This window comes from Bacillus sp. XB1, from assembly GCF_053557995.1.
Window position 1 is genome coordinate 2,300,253 of record NZ_JBNRIL010000001.1, and the last position, 16,493, is coordinate 2,316,745.

The 16,493-nt window shown below is 33.4% G+C and carries 18 protein-coding genes and 1 riboswitch; of the genes, 4 read left to right on the forward strand and 14 right to left on the reverse strand.

Annotated elements, in window-relative coordinates; all coding sequences use genetic code 11:
• Positions 1-69: 69 nt before the first annotated feature.
• Entirely contained in the window at positions 70-225 is a 156-nt protein-coding gene (locus ACK1U5_RS11790; protein ID WP_000461432.1) for a hypothetical protein, read from the reverse strand.
• 260 nt (positions 226-485) lie between these two features.
• On the opposite strand from ACK1U5_RS11790, the gene ACK1U5_RS11795 reads away from it, so the two are divergent.
• Positions 486-671, forward strand: a complete 186-nt coding sequence (locus ACK1U5_RS11795; protein WP_001165082.1) for a YkvS family protein — start codon at positions 486-488, stop codon at positions 669-671.
• Positions 672-719: 48 nt separating this feature from the next.
• Here the strand turns inward: ACK1U5_RS11795 and queF are convergent, their stop codons facing one another.
• From queF to queC, 4 genes are read right to left on the reverse strand one after another with little or no spacing between them, the layout of a single operon-like run.
• Positions 720-1,217 carry a preQ(1) synthase gene (gene queF / locus ACK1U5_RS11800; RefSeq protein ID WP_001986050.1) on the reverse strand — a complete coding sequence of 166 codons (498 nt, stop codon included), beginning with the start codon at positions 1,215-1,217 and terminating at the stop codon, positions 720-722.
• Between the two features lie 18 nt (positions 1,218-1,235).
• A complete protein-coding gene (gene queE / locus ACK1U5_RS11805; protein ID WP_000036298.1) occupies positions 1,236-1,952 on the reverse strand; it encodes a 7-carboxy-7-deazaguanine synthase QueE in 717 nt (238 codons plus the stop codon).
• A complete protein-coding gene (gene queD / locus ACK1U5_RS11810) occupies positions 1,945-2,436 on the reverse strand; it encodes a 6-carboxytetrahydropterin synthase QueD (RefSeq protein ID WP_000368414.1) in 492 nt (163 codons plus the stop codon). The genes queE and queD overlap by 8 nt, the downstream gene beginning before the upstream one ends.
• Entirely contained in the window at positions 2,436-3,098 is a 663-nt protein-coding gene (queC, locus tag ACK1U5_RS11815) for a 7-cyano-7-deazaguanine synthase QueC (protein ID WP_000711595.1), read from the reverse strand. The genes queD and queC overlap by 1 nt, the downstream gene beginning before the upstream one ends.
• Before the next feature lie 93 nt (positions 3,099-3,191).
• A riboswitch (PreQ1 riboswitch) is annotated at positions 3,192-3,235 on the reverse strand.
• 206 nt (positions 3,236-3,441) lie between these two features.
• Between queC and kinB the strand changes: the two genes are divergently transcribed.
• The gene (gene kinB / locus ACK1U5_RS11820) at positions 3,442-4,650 is read left to right on the forward strand and encodes a sporulation sensor histidine kinase KinB (RefSeq protein WP_000964157.1); all 1,209 of its coding nucleotides are present in this window, start codon (positions 3,442-3,444) and stop codon (positions 4,648-4,650) included.
• Between the two features lie 11 nt (positions 4,651-4,661).
• Here kinB and ACK1U5_RS11825 read toward each other — a convergent pair whose 3' ends face one another.
• The 4 genes from ACK1U5_RS11825 to ACK1U5_RS11840 all read right to left on the reverse strand — a co-directional run bounded on the left by ACK1U5_RS11825 (position 4,662) and on the right by ACK1U5_RS11840 (position 7,848).
• On the reverse strand, positions 4,662-4,778 hold the full coding sequence (locus ACK1U5_RS11825; protein WP_000038355.1) for a DUF6254 family protein: 117 nt from the start codon (positions 4,776-4,778) through the stop codon (positions 4,662-4,664).
• A gap of 101 nt (positions 4,779-4,879) precedes the next feature.
• On the reverse strand, positions 4,880-5,413 hold the full coding sequence (locus ACK1U5_RS11830; RefSeq protein ID WP_000941970.1) for a DinB family protein: 534 nt from the start codon (positions 5,411-5,413) through the stop codon (positions 4,880-4,882).
• A 137-nt stretch (positions 5,414-5,550) separates the two neighbouring features.
• Positions 5,551-7,245: a M3 family oligoendopeptidase gene (locus tag ACK1U5_RS11835; RefSeq protein ID WP_000008578.1), complete on the reverse strand. Its 1,695-nt coding sequence runs from the start codon at positions 7,243-7,245 to the stop codon at positions 5,551-5,553.
• 156 nt (positions 7,246-7,401) lie between these two features.
• Positions 7,402-7,848: a MarR family winged helix-turn-helix transcriptional regulator gene (locus ACK1U5_RS11840; protein WP_000203336.1), complete on the reverse strand. Its 447-nt coding sequence runs from the start codon at positions 7,846-7,848 to the stop codon at positions 7,402-7,404.
• 195 nt (positions 7,849-8,043) lie between these two features.
• Between ACK1U5_RS11840 and ACK1U5_RS11845 the strand changes: the two genes are divergently transcribed.
• Positions 8,044-9,540: a DUF3149 domain-containing protein gene (locus ACK1U5_RS11845; protein ID WP_069604923.1), complete on the forward strand. Its 1,497-nt coding sequence runs from the start codon at positions 8,044-8,046 to the stop codon at positions 9,538-9,540.
• A 29-nt stretch (positions 9,541-9,569) separates the two neighbouring features.
• Here ACK1U5_RS11845 and ACK1U5_RS11850 read toward each other — a convergent pair whose 3' ends face one another.
• Positions 9,570-9,851 carry an aspartyl-phosphate phosphatase Spo0E family protein gene (locus ACK1U5_RS11850; RefSeq protein WP_000495536.1) on the reverse strand — a complete coding sequence of 94 codons (282 nt, stop codon included), beginning with the start codon at positions 9,849-9,851 and terminating at the stop codon, positions 9,570-9,572.
• 477 nt (positions 9,852-10,328) lie between these two features.
• Here ACK1U5_RS11850 and ACK1U5_RS11855 point away from each other — a divergent pair, with 477 nt between their 5' ends.
• Complete coding sequence (locus ACK1U5_RS11855; RefSeq protein ID WP_001234107.1) at positions 10,329-11,099, forward strand: divergent polysaccharide deacetylase family protein; 771 nt, start codon at positions 10,329-10,331, stop codon at positions 11,097-11,099.
• A 173-nt stretch (positions 11,100-11,272) separates the two neighbouring features.
• On the opposite strand, the gene cbpA is transcribed toward ACK1U5_RS11855, so the two are convergent.
• The 4 genes from cbpA to ACK1U5_RS11875 all read right to left on the reverse strand — a co-directional run bounded on the left by cbpA (position 11,273) and on the right by ACK1U5_RS11875 (position 16,488).
• Positions 11,273-11,896 (reverse strand): cyclic di-AMP binding protein CbpA, encoded by a 624-nt coding sequence (gene cbpA, locus ACK1U5_RS11860; RefSeq protein ID WP_001264207.1) that lies wholly within the window; start codon positions 11,894-11,896, stop codon positions 11,273-11,275.
• A 126-nt stretch (positions 11,897-12,022) separates the two neighbouring features.
• On the reverse strand, positions 12,023-12,652 hold the full coding sequence (locus ACK1U5_RS11865) for a class II aldolase/adducin family protein (protein WP_000896005.1): 630 nt from the start codon (positions 12,650-12,652) through the stop codon (positions 12,023-12,025).
• Between the two features lie 330 nt (positions 12,653-12,982).
• Positions 12,983-15,283 carry an NEAT domain-containing leucine-rich repeat protein gene (locus ACK1U5_RS11870; RefSeq protein WP_080481932.1) on the reverse strand — a complete coding sequence of 767 codons (2,301 nt, stop codon included), beginning with the start codon at positions 15,281-15,283 and terminating at the stop codon, positions 12,983-12,985.
• 422 nt (positions 15,284-15,705) lie between these two features.
• Positions 15,706-16,488, reverse strand: coding sequence for a DeoR/GlpR family DNA-binding transcription regulator (locus ACK1U5_RS11875; protein WP_000117667.1), 783 nt, complete (start codon positions 16,486-16,488; stop codon positions 15,706-15,708).
• Between the last annotated feature and the right edge of the window lie 5 nt (positions 16,489-16,493).

Consider the following 16,493-nt stretch of genomic DNA (forward strand, 5'->3'; position numbering starts at 1 on the left):
TCACTTATGAACTCTATTATGCACTAGTTCTAAACATCATACCACGCAAGAAAATAAAGTTATATCCCTTTACATCTCCCCACCACTATCATGTGTTATCGAAGCATGGATACCATCCATCCCATCAAAATATGTACTCGTATCATATTGACGAATCTTTTTTAAATGCATATAAGAAAATAAAAATAAAATTAAAGCTATAACACTCCCCACAAATTCAAACATCATTTTACCGCCTCTAATTTCTCCCACTTCAGCAGGTTATTCTACTTTTTCATTATACCTCGATATAAAGATTCTCGCATTTTTGCTATTTTTTCTAAAAAACATGGATTTTCTACATATTTTCTTACAAAAAGTGAATATTTTTCGAATTTTTACTTTGGAAACATTTACAAAGTAGGAAATATGGTTCAAAATAGGAGGAAATAAAAAAACCCAAATTTATTCTTTTTTTGGGAAAACTGTAACAAGGAGAGTTGCTTATGCAGATCGCAGAAACTGGAGATATCATCGAATTTAAAGGTGGAATGCAAGGCCGTGTTCAAAAAGTAAATCAAAACTCTGTTATTGTTGATATAACAATTATGAAGAATTTTAGAGAACTAGATATGGAACCTCTTACAGTTGTAAGTCATAAAAACTATACTGTCATTAATCAAAATGCATAATATAATAGAAAGAAAGGGCCTGTATAGTATACAGGCCCTTTCTTTCTATTAACGATTATCAATTGTTTCCGGATATAGATCGTGGTTCATCATGCGGTAGTCAGCCATTTGTTCATACTTCGTACCTGGGCGCCCGTAGTTGCAGTATGGATCAATTGAAATGCCACCACGTGGTGTGAATTTCCCCCATACCTCAATATAACGCGGATCCATTAATTTAATTAAATCGTTCATAATAACGTTCATGCAATCTTCGTGGAAATCACCATGATTGCGGAAACTAAATAAATACAACTTTAAAGATTTACTCTCTACCATTTTTTGCTCTGGAATATAGCTAATATAAATTGTTGCAAAATCTGGTTGTCCTGTTTTCGGGCATAAACTTGTAAATTCAGGACAATTGAATTTTACAAAATAATCACGGTTTGGATGATTATTATCAAATACCTCTAATATTTCTGGGCTATATTCAAATAAATATTTTGTATTTTGATTCCCTAGTAATGTTACATCTTTTAAATCTTCATCTAATCTTCCTGTCATTTTAAACATCCCTTCTCGTTATACGCCGCGCTTATTTCCCCATACTAACGCATGAAGCTGAGGCAATACTTTTGCATCATTCATCTCTTTACAATTTACAGCTTTATCAATCAGCCATTCATACTTATCTAATAAATTTTTTATAAGCATCGCATCATCCACTGTTTTTGTATCATCGTTTCCTACTTGTAAGAAAAATGGTACCTTTGGATAACGTTCGTGCATCTTAACTGCATATTCAAAATCATGATCATCGAATACTACTACTTTTAAACTAATATCTTTTCCTGCTAGTTTCTGAATAATAGCATCTAACTTATGAAAATCTGTTTTCATCGTTGAACTTGGTGGTTTTGGAGAAATTGTTACCTCATCAATTTGAAGTAACCAATCTTGCCATTTACTCCCTTGCGTTTCAATTGCCGTTCGCATTCCATTTTCTTTTAATATAGAAAGAAGAAACTCAATATTTTTCAGCAATGCCGGATTTCCACCTGAAATCGTAACATGAGAAAAATTTTCTCCTCCAATTGCAACAAGCTCATCCCAAATATCTTCTGGTGTCATCTGTCTAATTTGATCTTTAGCTGATCCATCCCACGTAAAAGCAGAATCACACCAAGCACAGCTATAATCACAACCAGCTGTACGGATAAACATTGTTTTTTGCCCTACAACCATTCCTTCACCTTGAATAGTCGGACCGAATATTTCTAAGACAGGGATTTTACTCATCAAGCATCCACTCCCGTCTTACTTCCGCATAACTAGTCGGCGTCTCAAATAGACGAACAAATTCAACGCGAGCTCCTTTATATTCGTTCACTCGATTCTCTTTTGTTAGTGCTTCTGCCATCTTTTCATAAATCCAAACGACCATATTTTCAGCAGTCGTATTCATTGCAGGTAACGTTTCGTTTAAATAACGATGATCTAGATAAATTTCGATTTCATTTTTCCAAATTTCTTTTATATCTCCAAAGTCAATTGCAAGACCTATTTCATTTACATATCCACTAATTCCAAATACAACTTTATATGTGTGACCGTGTAAGTTTTTACATTTCCCTTCATAACAGTGTAAATGGTGTGCTGCATCAAATGTAAATTCCTTGCTGACCATTACTCTTTTATTATGGTATTTGAGTTGTTTACGCTGAATATCCTTGTCCATTTTTTGCAAATTCTCTACGATGCGAAATCCAAAAAAGTTATCCATTAGTTATTCGCTCCTTCGCGTTCTTGTAGGTACGTATCTAATCCTGCTTTACGAAGTTGACATGCTGGACATTCACCGCAACCATCACCAATGATTCCGTTATAACATGTTAATGTTTTTTCTCGAACAAACTCAAATGCTCCAAGTTCATCTGATAATTTCCATGTTTCAGCCTTATCAATCCACATAAGTGGCGTGTGAATGACAAACGGGTAATCCATAGATAAATTTAAAGTAACATTTAACGATTTCACAAACACGTCACGGCAGTCTGGATAACCACTGAAATCAGTTTCACATACACCCGTTACAATATGACGTGCTCCAACTTGTTTTGCTAATACAGCAGCAAATGATAAGAAGAGTAAATTTCGTCCATCTACAAATGTCGATGGCAATTCACCTTCTTCATGTGTAATCTCCATATCCGTTCTCGTTAACGCATTTGGAGCAAGTTGATTTAATAGACTCATATCTAGTACCGTATGCTTTATTCCTAGTTCTTTTGCAATTTCCGCTGCACAATCAATTTCTAGCTTATGACGTTGATTGTAATTAAACGTTACAGCTTCTACCTCTGCAAACTGCTCTATTGCCCAAAATAAACATGTCGTACTATCTTGTCCTCCACTAAAAACAACAACTGCCTTTTCTTTTTTCATTTCACTCATTCTCCTTCTCTACTATAAATAAGAAGAAAGAACGTTCTTGAACTGTCACAATAAAAAAACAAAACAATACCTAAGGATATTGTTGTTTCCATAGTTTTTTATAGAGGGAGTTCGCGAACCTCTCCCGCGCGATGCACGGAATTTCTTCTTTCATTGACACAGCTTATTGTAACATATTGTATACTAGCGTAAAAATTTCTGATTTTTCCGCTATTTATTATTTCATTTCTTTCATTTTATAGTATGATTAATTTAATCTAAGAAGAGAGGAGGCATCCCACTGAAATCCTTTATTATTTATCTCTTTTTAAATATATTATTCATCCTGATTACAATGCTCGTATATCATTTATTTTGGAATCAAAAAGGGAAACGCTCTCCTAAATTAAATTCAGCTATATTCATTGTACTCTGTTGCCTTGCTACCGTACTCTGTATTACATTTGCAGCAAAAACAAATAATGGTTTTCAATTTGATATGCGCCATATTGTATTAATTGTCGGTACATTAACGGGAGGGCCTATTGCTGGTGGTTCTATCTTAGTTGTATTAAACATATATCGCTTATTATTAGGTGGGGTAGGTGTTTTCCCATCTCTTATCGGTTCTGTTCTTCTATTTATTGTTCTATTATTAACATATAAATTTTTCAATCGAACTTCTAATCGTATAAAAATAACACTTGCTATTATCTACAGTCTCACATACGGATTTAGTTGGATACCCTTCTTCCTTTCAAAGGTTACAAATAAGACTGATTATATACCGCATATTATTGTGTATGAATTATGTTCAATGCTTGGTACGATTCTAATTCTATATTTACTACACATATTACAAACTCAAGTTCGTCTCCAAAACGAACTTATAAATGCTGAAAAGTTTCATTTAATTGGTGAAATGGCAGCGTCTATCTCTCATGAAATTCGCAATCCATTAACTTCAACGAAAGGTTTTTTACAACTGTTACAATCAGGTACATGCACTGAGCAGGAACGAAAATTATATATCGACATTGCCATTAATGGCATCGAACAAGCAAATCATGTTCTTACAGATTATTTAACCTTTGCTAAACCAAGCATTGAAAAAGAACAAACATTACAGTTAGAAGAAGAATTACTACATGCATTGTCGTTAATTACACCGCTTGCTAATTTAACAAATGTACGTACTCATTATATAAAGCAAAGCACTTCTTTTTTTATCGTTGGAGAAAAGCAAAAACTAAATCAATGTTTATTAAATATTTTAAAAAATTGCATTGAGGCTATGCCAAAAGGCGGTGATCTTTATTTCACATTAGTTCCTGATCATAAGCATATTCAGTTATATATAAAAGATACAGGAGTCGGTATGGATTCAGAACAAGTAAAACGTCTTGGCTCTCCTTTTTATTCAACGAAAGAAAAAGGTACTGGACTTGGAATGATGGTCGTATTTAGTGTTGTTCAAGCTATGAATGGAAAAATTGATATTATAAGTGAAAAAGGAATCGGTACAACCTTTTTATTAACTTTTCCACTCATACAAAAAACGTGATGAAATACTCATCACGTTTTTTCTGTTCCTTCAACTAATTCAGCAAAAGCTTTCACTTTTCCGTGCGGTTGTTGATTTTCTTTACGTGCTTTCCAGGCGCGCTCTTCTTCTCGCTTCTTTTTAGACATGTTTTTTCAACTCCTTCTTTTCTTTCTCCATGTAGTATTCCAAAATAAGAAAGAAAACTATGCACGTATCAAAAAAGAAGTGGTTTCCCACTTCTTCCACTTTAGCGTTGCAAAATTGCATGTTTCGCCTCTTTTAACTGCGTAAGATGTCTTTGTTCATGCAAATCAAGAAATTGAACCCATTGATACAAATTCAGATCATTAAAAACAGGATGCTTTAATCCATTTTCAAATAAATCTTTTTCATCTATAACACTATGAAGCGCGTGTAATAGTTCTTGGCGTGAATGTTCTAGCAATTGAATTCCTTGCTGTTTTTTCATTAAAGTTTCTGTTGGTTGCATTTGCTGAGGAGCTTCTCGTTTATGTGTGCGATCAAGCGTAAGTTGGAGGTCTTTAAATGGAGTCATGTTTCTTTCCTTTTTTTGTAAAGCATATACAAGGGCAGACGTGACAGATTGTTCAACTAAATGCAAGTGGTGTAAAATTTGAATAATGCTCCATTTATCACGGCGTGGCTTTACATTCACTTCTGTGTCATTTAACATTTCAATTTCTGATAATAGCGTGCTTCGAGTAGACTGTAATGAGTTTACTAAACTTTCTAAACTTACATCCATATTAGATTGAAGCATACTTGTTCCCCCCTTTTGTTTGTGAAAAGAGGTGCTCCTTATTAGAAACACCTCTTTAGTATTCTGAATTTTCTTTTATTATCTCATCATTTTCCCATTATGTCGATGTTAAACATGTGAAAAAAAGCGCATGTTTTTTACAATTTTGTGTCGTCAATCGCATGTAACCATGCTTCAATTTCTGTAATAACACTTTTCACACAGCCTTCAGCAAATGGTGATGTTAAATTTGCAACTTCTACTAATTCTAAGAACGATTTACTTCCACCTTGTTGGCACAGATTCACATAATCTTCCCAAGCCTCTTGTCTATTATCTCTTGCACGTTTCCAAAATTGTAGCGCACAGATTTGAGCAAGCGTGTAATCAATATAATAGAACGGCGAACTATAAATATGTCCTTGACGTTGCCAAAAACCACCGCGCTCTAAATAATCATTATCCTCATAATCACGATGCGGTAAATATTTCTTCTCTATGTTACGCCATGCTGTCTTACGCTCTTCCGGTGATGCTTCAGGATTTTCATATACATAATGTTGATATTCGTCAACAGATACACCATAAGGTAAAAACAGGAGTGCTGAACTTAAGTGAGAGAAGTAATATTTATCTGCATCTTCTTCAAAGAATAGCTTCATCCATGGCCATGTAAAGAATTCCATACTCATAGAGTGGATTTCACATGCCTCATATGTTGGCCAATTATATTCTGGAATTTCAAATTTACGACTTTCATATACTTGGAAAGCATGACCTGCTTCATGTGTTAATACATCAATGTCACCAGATGTTCCATTGAAGTTTGAGAAAATAAATGGCGCTTTATAATTCTCAATATATGTACAATATCCGCCACCAGCTTTTCCTTTTTTCGCAACTAAATCTAATAAATCATTATCTAGCATGAAATTGAAAAATTCATCTGTTTCAACCGATAACTCTTTATACATTGTCTTTCCATGATCAACAATCCAATCCGCATCTCCTTTTGGAGTTGGGTTACCTGTAGCAAACTCAAAGTTTTCGTCGTAATAAGCTAACTTCTCTACACCGATACGTGCTTGTTGTCGCTTTCTTAATTCCGTTGTAACGGGAACGATATAATCTAGCACTTGCTGACGGTAATTAGCCACCATCTCCGCATTATAATCTGTACGGTACATTCTTGCATATCCAAGTTCAACAAAGTTTTTGAAACCTAAAGATTTTGCGATTTTCGTTCTCACTTTAACAAGCTCATCATAAATACGATCTAGTTCTTCCTCATTTCCAGCTAAAAATCCGTAGTATGCTTCACTTGCTGCTTTACGTTCGCTTCTTTCTTTTCCTTGCATAAACGGAATCAGTTGCGATAACGTTCTTTCTTCTCCAGCAAAGTCAATTTTTGCAGATGCTAATAACTGTGTATATTGCGATGATAATTTATTTTCTAATTGTAAATCTTTCACGACTTCATCTGAATATGTTTTTAAATCACATTCTGCTAGAGCAAATAATTGTTTTCCATAATACGCCTCTAATTCTTCACGAAATGGAGAATTAATGAGTGCCTTATAATATTTTGTACCATATCCTTGTACAACTGGAGAGAATTCATCAAAGAAATCCTGCTCCTCCTTATAAAAAGTATCCGTCGTATCAACAGAATGGCGAATGTAACAAAGGTTTCCCATTGTACCAAAATCGTTGCGAATCTCATTAATTGAATGAATGACTTGTTTTTGTTCTTCTACAGTTTTTGCGTTATCAAACTTCTCTAAAGCAACAGTAAATTTCTCTTTTAACTCTTCAATATTTGGGCGTTTATATTCATAGTCTTTAAATGACATGAACGAGCCTCCTCTCCATTACATACCTTTATTATAATTCAATACGTATTCTCGAATCCCCTCTTAATTTTCAACAAATTTCGGCAGTGACTGCCATGAGTTCATTACAAATAAAAAAGCCTTGGATTTATTTATCCAAAGCTCCTTTGGAACATATTATTTTTCATACTTCCCAATTTTTTTTAATAAATCAAGTAATTCATCTTTTTCATCTTTCGTTAACATTTCAAAAGACTGATGTATAACTTTCTCATGCCCCGGAAAAATAGAAGCAATAAAGTTCTCGCCAGACTCAGTTAATTGCGCGTAAATAACACGTCTGTCATTCGGACATGGGATTCTCTTTACTAATCCCTTTTTCTCCAACTTATCTACAACATATGTAATGCTGCCACTAGCTATTAAAATGCGCTCACCAATTTGCTGGAGTGGTTGACCGCCTTTATGATATAGCAGTTCTAATACAGCAAATTCAGTTGGATTTAACCCGTTACTTTGTATAGATTTATTTGTAGTATCCATAACAGAACGATGTACACGAGATAATGCAATAAATACTTTTAAAGATTGAGAAATATCTTCTCGTTCATTATTTGATGTCATACAACTTTCAACCCTTCACTTAAATTCTCAGCAATAAAAAGAAAATACCACTTCATACTTCATGTGAATTCCGAATGAGCATTCACTCATCCATTTCCTCTCCCCTAATATATTAAAAATCATTCTTGAATAAAAACATGACAATTTTAACATAGTTTATATATAATGATAATAAAAAAAGAAGGAGTACCACATTTGAAAGTCAAATTCCAAAGCATAATTATATATATATTGCTTGTTATCCTACCGACAATAGGGATTGGTGCTATATTTTATTCGTATCATACATATAAAATGAAACAGGAAAACAAATTATCTGCTCATACAGTTCTCTTTTTATATAGAGATTATTTGGATCATCATCTTGGTGAAGCAATTTCTGCTTTAGACATGCTTGCAAAAGTTGTAGGCACCGAGACTGGTAATATAAATGGCATTAAACAAATTGTACATGATACAGATGGAAACGATGCACGCTTTTCTGGTCTATATTACGCTACACCAGAAGGAGTCATTACAATCGCATCTGAAGATGAATCAAAGCCTATAGATGTTTCAGACCGTAAATATATTCAAGACGCGCTCCAAACTAAAAAAACCACTGTATCATCAGTCATTACTGATCGCGTTCTTGGACATAAAGCTATTATGATTGCTGCCCCCATATTTAATAAACAGAAGGAGCTCTCAGGATTATTATTAGCTAGTTTACGCTTTGATTACATTTCCTCTTCTTTAAATGCCATTAAACCACAATACCATTTTGAGGTAACTGATAAACATGATGTAGTTTTTCTAACCGATGATAATAACGACACAAGTGATACGCATTCTAATATGCTTACTACCCCACTCCAAAGATTAAATTGGAAGGTCTCTGTTTCTCCATTACCCATTCATCAAAAAACCTTATACCAGTGGGTTGCAATAGAGTGTATAGCTACTTTATTTTTAATGTCTATTTTATTTTTGCTTGCTCAATATATGTTGTTAAAACGTCAAACAAAACTTGAAAGACAACAAAATGAACTACAGAAAATTGAATTAGTTGGAACTTTTGCAGCGAGTACAGCACACGAAATCCGTAATCCTCTTACTGGAATTAAAGGACTCGTCGCTCTATTAAAAGAGAAATATAAAGATGAACAAGATCAGTTCTACTTTTCCGTAATTGAACAAGAAATAGAGCGAATCAATGAAATTGTAAGTGAATTTCTTATTCTAGGAAAGCCAACCGCCATCATCGAACAAACATATGATGTAAGAACAATTCTAAATGAGGTAGCATTAATTATTCAATCTGAGGCGAATTTACATAACATTGTATTCCATTTACATTTGCCAGACCATCCTGTTCATATCCGTTGTTCGAAAGACCATATGAAACAAGTGGTTTTAAACATTACCAAAAATGCAATTGAGGCCATGACTTCTAATGATACACTAACCATTGTAGTAAAAAACAATGAAACACACGCACAACTGCATATTACAGATACTGGAAAAGGGATTCCGCAACATATTCAAAAACACCTCTTTCATCCGTTCTTTACTAATAAAGATACTGGAACAGGTCTTGGACTTGTCATATGTAAACGAATTGTAGAGATGTATAATGGGCATATTTTTATCGACAGTACAGAAAATGAAGGAACGACAGTTCATATCGAAATTCCGTTACACATAGTATAATTATCCTTATCCTATAAGGGTAATTATACTTATTTCATAAAACCAGCCACAAGCATTCGCCAAAAATTATTTGATTTTCCTTCATACCCGATTTGGAAAATAGGTATTTTTATAATTGAAAACCATTTCGGTGTTTGTTTTTCTTTATAACATTGATATTGTAAAATAAGCTTGTCCAATTCTTGACTAACTTGAATTGTCTCCCTACTATTTAGCCCACTTGTTAATCCTAGTTGAATCATTTCTTCACGTTTCATATGAATATCACGTGAAAGCTTTTCTAATGTGTACTTCCTTTTTACAGTAAACATCCATATCCCCCTTATTATACTTCCATGCTCTTAACTTCACTTCTCCATTGACTTTTTTTAACTACTTAATCATATGCAAATTTGAAGAATCAGAAAATTTAACATTTTCTCCCTGTAATTTACAAATCTTTACCCTCACTTTGAGAATTATTACAAATTATTCTATCTTTGTAAATACATTCGCAATAATAGACATTTTTTTCATCTTCTTTTTTTATAAATTCTACGTAAACCGGGGATTCTTAATTTTCCACCTACTTTTCTTCGACATTTTTTGTTTAATTTATATAAAAAAGCAAAACATAATGATGATTGATAAAGTGAAACTTTAATCAGTGTTTTTTTGTTCAGCCCCCACTGATAATTAGCATTCACCAATCGGGTAGGCAGTGAATCTCCCACCTATCCAGCCCAATGTTGAGGTGGGAGTCTTACTACCCACAAATAGCAGGATAACAATAGAAAGGAAATATTTATATGCGAAAATATACGATTGCATTATTCATCATTGTTTTGTTTTTACCGTCTTTCTTATTTCCTATTCAAGCAAATGCTCATACGAATAAAGTTGCTATTGTCATTGATGATTTCGGTAATAATATGAAGGGGACTAATCAAATGTTATCACTTCCCATTCCACTCACTGTTGCTGTTATGCCTTTTCTTCCTTCCACAAAAGAAGACGCAATAGCTGCCCATAAGAAAGGACATGAAGTTATTATACATATGCCAATGGAACCTATAAAAGGTAAAAAAGAATGGCTTGGGCCGAAAGCAATTACAACTGATTTAAGCGATGAAGAAATAAACAACCGACTTGAACAAGCGATTCAAGAAGTACCGCATGCAATTGGAATGAACAATCATATGGGGTCAAAAGTAACAGCGGATGAAAGAATTGTTCGCCTTATACTTGCTGCTTGTAAAAAACACGGTTTATTTTACTTAGATAGTAAAACGAATCCTAATAGTGTCGTCCCAAAAATCGGAAAAGAATTAGGAGTTCCTATTATTGAAAACCAACTATTTTTTGATGATGTATATACAGCAGGGCATATTTCAAAACAAGCCCAATTACTCATCAAAAAAATTCAAGAAAAACCTATTATGGTAGCTATCGGGCATGTGGGCCCCCCAGGTGAAATTACATCACGCGTTATTGAAACTTCTATCCCTAAAATTCGTGAGCATGCAGACTTTATTTTCTTATCTGATCTAGCATTATCCCCGCCTCCTGTTTCAAAATAAAGTTCATTACTCACATATAATCAGCCCTCACCAATTGGGCTTTTACAGGTAACACCCGCCCACCTAACTTCTTTGCTTTCACCAAATTTTGAGGCGTGGATTTTACTACCCACAAATAGTGGGACAAAAAAGTACCTATCTATATATAACAGATAGGTACTTTTCTTTTTAACTTAAATATAATCTACGTGACTCACTCTGAATCCTTTTTTCTCTATTTTTCCGATTAATTGCTTTAATTTTGTTTCATCTAACTCATCTGATATATTTACAATAACGCGGCGGATATATTGATCACCGTTATCTAGCGTAAATAGGCCACCGATATTATATGCTTTTAACAATGTCCCAAGCTCTTTAATCGTTCCCTTACAATCTTGTGTTGCAATTGTTAATATATAACCACCTGTTCGCATACCAAATGAATCTTCAATAACATCAAATATATTCGAATGCGTTAACATACCGACAAATTCATTATAATCATTTAGCACGGCTAAAAACGGAAGCCGACGAATTACATAAAAGGCTCTGAAGAAGGAATCCTTTTCAAAAATAAATGCATTGGAATCGTCGAGCATATCCCCTGCACTTACATGCTCTAATCCGCTATTGCATTTTTTTTCTAATAAATCTACTTTATAAATAATCCCCGTGAATTTCTTCTCATCTTCTGCTAATACCGGGATGGCTCGAAATCCCGTTTCGTTCATCATTTGCAGTGCCTCTTCACCAGAATCATTTATTTTGCAAAATGTTACTTGCTGCTTTGGCAGAAAATGATATTTAACTCGCAAAATATGTTCCTCCTTACATGTCAACATGTAATCTATATATAATAAGGAGACCTATATTTTATGAGTGAAATTATTTTTAAAACGCTTTCATTTATTTATTAACTTGTAGCTATATCACATCCATTTTTATATAACAGAGCTTCTTGCCCCCTTAATCATTAATAACTTTACATGATAGTTCATTAAATATTCTATACCCTCTAGCCATTTTTTCGCCTCTTCTGGCGTTTTTCCCCACACAATCATGCCGTAATTATGAACAAGAACTACCCCTCCACCTTCAATGAAATTCGGAACATTCCTTTCTAATAAATCAGCGAATTTTTTTTCATCTTCTACAATTGGAATTGTCATTTCTGTTATACCTTCTTTTCCGAAAACACGCTCCACACTGCGTTTATCGAACGTTACTTCTCCTTCTTCCCCATATAACTCTGATATTAAATGACTATCTACAGTCTGCACTTGTAAAATACATCCTGCACTACTTTTTTTATAAATATCCGCATGCATAAATGACTCTGCAGCTGGTTTTTCTTCATTTTCAAATACTGACTCGCACATGCAATTTACGACAATAAAATCTTCTTCCGAAAATAGCCCTTTATCTCTTCCTTCAACATTTACTAAGAATGTTAACGGCTCTTTTGACGTACATAGCGATAAGCTAATTTTGGTACCATAAAACCAATCACGAAGTGCCAATTCAGATTTCACATCTTTTAATTCATTCCATTTCTTCAGAAAAAATAACATTTCGTCACCCCCGGCATAATATTCATATAAGGTTCAAATCCTTTCTATGTAAAAGGAATATTTTTTGATTATTCTAAAAATTAATTGAATTATCACATGAGAACGCTTTTTTGTCAATATAGTTTCGTGGTTCTTCTTTAAAATAGGCTATTCATATGTCTATACTCCTATCTATTTCCTATTTCATTTTGTACATAAAAATACGCTACTCTTTAATTAAAGAATAGCGTATTTTCCTCATTTTTTATTCCGCATTAACGGGCAGCCCGATTAGTGAGGGCTAATAATCAGTGGGGAATGAACAAAACCCCCACTGATTAAAGTTTCACTTTATTTCTTTATTGCATTATATAAAAACTGTGCATATTGTTCACGTGTTACGAAATTATCTCCTAAAAAATTCCCTTCCCCATCGCCTTTTGATATTTTATTATCCACTAAAGCTTTCACATATCCTTTCGCCCAATGGTCATTTGGTATATCTTTAAAATTCTCTGCACTATTTTCATTTTCTTTTAACTGAAATACTCTTTGTAATACTACTGACATTTCATATCGAGTTAATACTCCATCTGGACGGAACATACCATTTCTATAGCCTGTCATAATTCCAGCTTGAACCACTGCATCAATAGCCGTTTCATACATATTTCCTTTCGTATCTGTAAATGCCGTTTTTGGTACTAGATTATTTTCTAATTTTAAATACCTTTGTATTAGAAGAGCTACTTGTCCACGAGTAATGTTATCACCAAATCCAAATTCACCATTTCCATAGCCTATAAATAATTTTTCTTTCGCTAAGTAATTAATTGCCTCTTCTGACCAATGTCCCTTTGGTACATCTTTAAATTCTACCACTTCTGTTTTCTCATCTTCTTTAGACGTATTACCGTCTTTACTTTCTACTACATTTTGAATAACAGACCCTGTAAAGAAAATTCCTGTATCCGCGAATGGATCTTTCACACCAAATTCATATATTTTCTCACCTGGTGTACTCCATTTCACTACACCATTACTATACGTACCGTTATCGCTCTTCAGACGGATTTTCGTAGAAACCTCACCATCTTTTTCATATATAGGTACTTTTACTTCTTTATTTACTTCTGTTTCCTCTAAAAATACTTTTTGATTTTGGACATTAATATAAGCCGTCTTACTTAGTTCTATAACTGGTCGCACATCACGGATTTCATTTGCAACAAAACTTAGAAATACTAATTTTTTCAAATTACTAACTGGTGATAAGTCTGAAATATAATTCGCTTCTAAATCAAGCTTTTGTAAGTTTACTAAACTTGATAATGGCGTAATATCCTTTAACTCATTGTTAGGTAAGTGTAATTGTTTTAACTGTGTCATCTTACTTAGAGGAGTAACATCTTTTATTTCATTTTTCCCGATCCACAATTCTTCTAATTGCTTCATTTGCTCAATGCCGGATAAATCTTTAACTTTATTACGTGTTAATACTAAGTCTGTTAAAGGTAATGAATATAACGCTTTAATATCTTCAATTTGATTACCTGCTAAAGTTAAGTATGTTACATTTTTCAAAGCGCTTAATGGAGCAACGTTCGTAATTTTATTATTTGCTAAATTCAAATAATCTAGTTGTTCCATTTTCGCTAATGCTGTTACATCTTCTATTTGGTTGCCTGATAGAAATAAACTTTTTACATTTTTCATTTCAGTTAGTGGTGCAACGTTTGTAATTTTATTATTACTTAAATCAAGAGATTCTAAATTATCCATCTTAACAAGTGGCGTTACATCTGAAAATTCATTACCACGCAAAGCTAAATGACTTAATTGCTTTAAGTTCGCAAAGAACGACGGATCTTTTATCTTCGCATTCGCAACTGTTAAAGATTTTAAATTTGGCATATATTTTAATGCACTATAATCAAGTATCTCATTTGTATTTAAAAACAAATCCTTTACTTGTAATAAATCTTCTTTCGTAATTGGTGTATTTAAATCTTTTCTATTAAATACTTTTTTATTAACAAGCTCTCTTAATTTCTTATCTGTTATCATATTTTGATTATCAACTGGATTATCCGTTTCCGTATTGCCTGAATTAGAGTTATCATCTGGTTTCTCTGTTTCTTTGTTACCTACAGTTGGATCTTTAATTTCAAATTGAACTTGATATTTGTGATCATATCCAATAGCTGGAATAAGTATATGCATTTGCATATTGTGCTTCTTCTCAAACTCACCAATTTCAAATTGAACTACTTTCGTTCCATTCTTCCTCTTATCTTCTGACAAAACCTTCACATCATGAAATACACCAGGCTGGTTTCTATCTTCTATTCTAAGATATTGAAAATAATCACTATCTTGCATTGTTACAGTGATAATTTTTTTGCCAGCTGCAATCGTTACTTTAGGATCTTTTATATATTGAGAAACCATAGATGGCTCATCTTTTTGGTCCTTATATATTTTAATCTCAGTATCATACGTGCGATCACTCGCTGCTGCTACCGATTGATTTGCTTCAACTTTTAATGCCGCTAATGCTGGAGTAGAGTACGTAGCAAATGGAATTGCTAATGTTGTCGCTACTACTAGCGCCTTCATGTAATTTTTTTTCAAAATAATATCCCCTATCATATATAATCTTTACAATTGATAAGTATTATCAATTATCCACAAATAAATGATAATGAATATCATTATCATTGTCAATGAGAATATTACATTAAATTTATATTTTTAAAGATAAAAAAATAAAAAAGCCCTTTATTCAAAGGGCTTTTTTACCTATCGTATGAAGAATTTCACTTTTTTCCTTCTCATTGATGACACCGATTTTTTGCAAAATATTCGCGTACAATACAAGTTTATTATATATTCGTTCTGACATGTTCTCCCTTCTTTCCTTCGACCAACTTTTTTTGTATTGGTAAATTATATGAAAGAGGTGAGAAAATGTGTCCACTTTTTGCATAACTGCAAATCTTTTATTTTACAATTTACAGATAATAAAACTCCCTCCTAAAAATTAGGCGGGAGTTTATGTGCTTTCACTGTATTTAACAAACTGTCCACTGAATATTATGCTTCTTAAGTTCTTCTTCAAAGCTATATGGCATTTTTTTATCACAAATTACGTGTTGAATACGCGAAATTGCTGCTATACGATAATTCCCTTTCACGCCTACCTTCGTATGATCACATAAAATATATGTTTTCTCAGCTAATTTCATCATCGCCTCTGACAATTTTGCTTTCTCTAATTCAAAGCTGGAAACTCCAAAACTAGGTAATAACCCATCAATCGAAACGAACGCTTTATGAAAATGAAATTGCTGTATGACTTGCTGAGAAATAGACCCTGATACACGCGAATGCTTTGGAGATACTTTTCCACCTATAAACAAAACTTCACCGTGAAACATCTTTTTATTAATAGAAGAAATTAATTGTGTTGCGACTGGAAATGAACTTGTTACAATCGTTAAGTTTTTACGATGAACAAGGTATGGAACCATTTGAAGCGGTGTACTTCCATCATCAATTGCAATGACATCACCGTCTTCTACAAATGTCGCTGCTTTATAACCAATTCTTTTCTTCTCTTCTATATGTAGCATTTCTCTTTCTAACATTGGTGCCTCTACTCCAGCGCCTGGAAGTTGAACAGCTCCACCATACACTTTTTTCAGCTTCTTTTCACGATCTAATTCTTCTAAATATCGACGAATCGTTTCTGTTGATACAGCAAATTCTCTCGCTAATTCTGAAACCTTTACTTTCCCTTTAAATTCTACCTTTTCAAGAATGGTTCGCTTTCTTTCTTCTCCTACTACAGACATAGCTT

Bases quoted from the DNA above. Each gene is read 5' to 3' on its own strand.
- ACK1U5_RS11790 (WP_000461432.1), bottom strand. From the start codon at position 225: ATGTTTGAATTTGTGGGGAGTGTTATAGCTTTAATTTTATTTTTATTT.
- ACK1U5_RS11795 (WP_001165082.1), top strand. From the start codon at position 486: ATGCAGATCGCAGAAACTGGAGATATCATCGAATTTAAAGGTGGAATG.
- queF (WP_001986050.1), bottom strand. From the start codon at position 1,217: ATGACAGGAAGATTAGATGAAGATTTAAAAGATGTAACATTACTAGGG.
- queE (WP_000036298.1), bottom strand. From the start codon at position 1,952: ATGAGTAAAATCCCTGTCTTAGAAATATTCGGTCCGACTATTCAAGGT.
- queD (WP_000368414.1), bottom strand. From the start codon at position 2,436: ATGGATAACTTTTTTGGATTTCGCATCGTAGAGAATTTGCAAAAAATG.
- queC (WP_000711595.1), bottom strand. From the start codon at position 3,098: ATGAAAAAAGAAAAGGCAGTTGTTGTTTTTAGTGGAGGACAAGATAGT.
- kinB (WP_000964157.1), top strand. From the start codon at position 3,442: ATGCTCGTATATCATTTATTTTGGAATCAAAAAGGGAAACGCTCTCCT.
- ACK1U5_RS11825 (WP_000038355.1), bottom strand. From the start codon at position 4,778: ATGTCTAAAAAGAAGCGAGAAGAAGAGCGCGCCTGGAAAGCACGTAAA.
- ACK1U5_RS11830 (WP_000941970.1), bottom strand. From the start codon at position 5,413: ATGCTTCAATCTAATATGGATGTAAGTTTAGAAAGTTTAGTAAACTCA.
- ACK1U5_RS11835 (WP_000008578.1), bottom strand. From the start codon at position 7,245: ATGTCATTTAAAGACTATGAATATAAACGCCCAAATATTGAAGAGTTA.
- ACK1U5_RS11840 (WP_000203336.1), bottom strand. From the start codon at position 7,848: ATGACATCAAATAATGAACGAGAAGATATTTCTCAATCTTTAAAAGTA.
- ACK1U5_RS11850 (WP_000495536.1), bottom strand. From the start codon at position 9,851: ATGTTTACTGTAAAAAGGAAGTACACATTAGAAAAGCTTTCACGTGAT.
- ACK1U5_RS11855 (WP_001234107.1), top strand. From the start codon at position 10,329: ATGCGAAAATATACGATTGCATTATTCATCATTGTTTTGTTTTTACCG.
- ACK1U5_RS11865 (WP_000896005.1), bottom strand. From the start codon at position 12,652: ATGTTATTTTTTCTGAAGAAATGGAATGAATTAAAAGATGTGAAATCT.
- ACK1U5_RS11870 (WP_080481932.1), bottom strand. From the start codon at position 15,283: ATGATAGGGGATATTATTTTGAAAAAAAATTACATGAAGGCGCTAGTA.
- ACK1U5_RS11875 (WP_000117667.1), bottom strand. From the start codon at position 16,488: ATGTCTGTAGTAGGAGAAGAAAGAAAGCGAACCATTCTTGAAAAGGTA.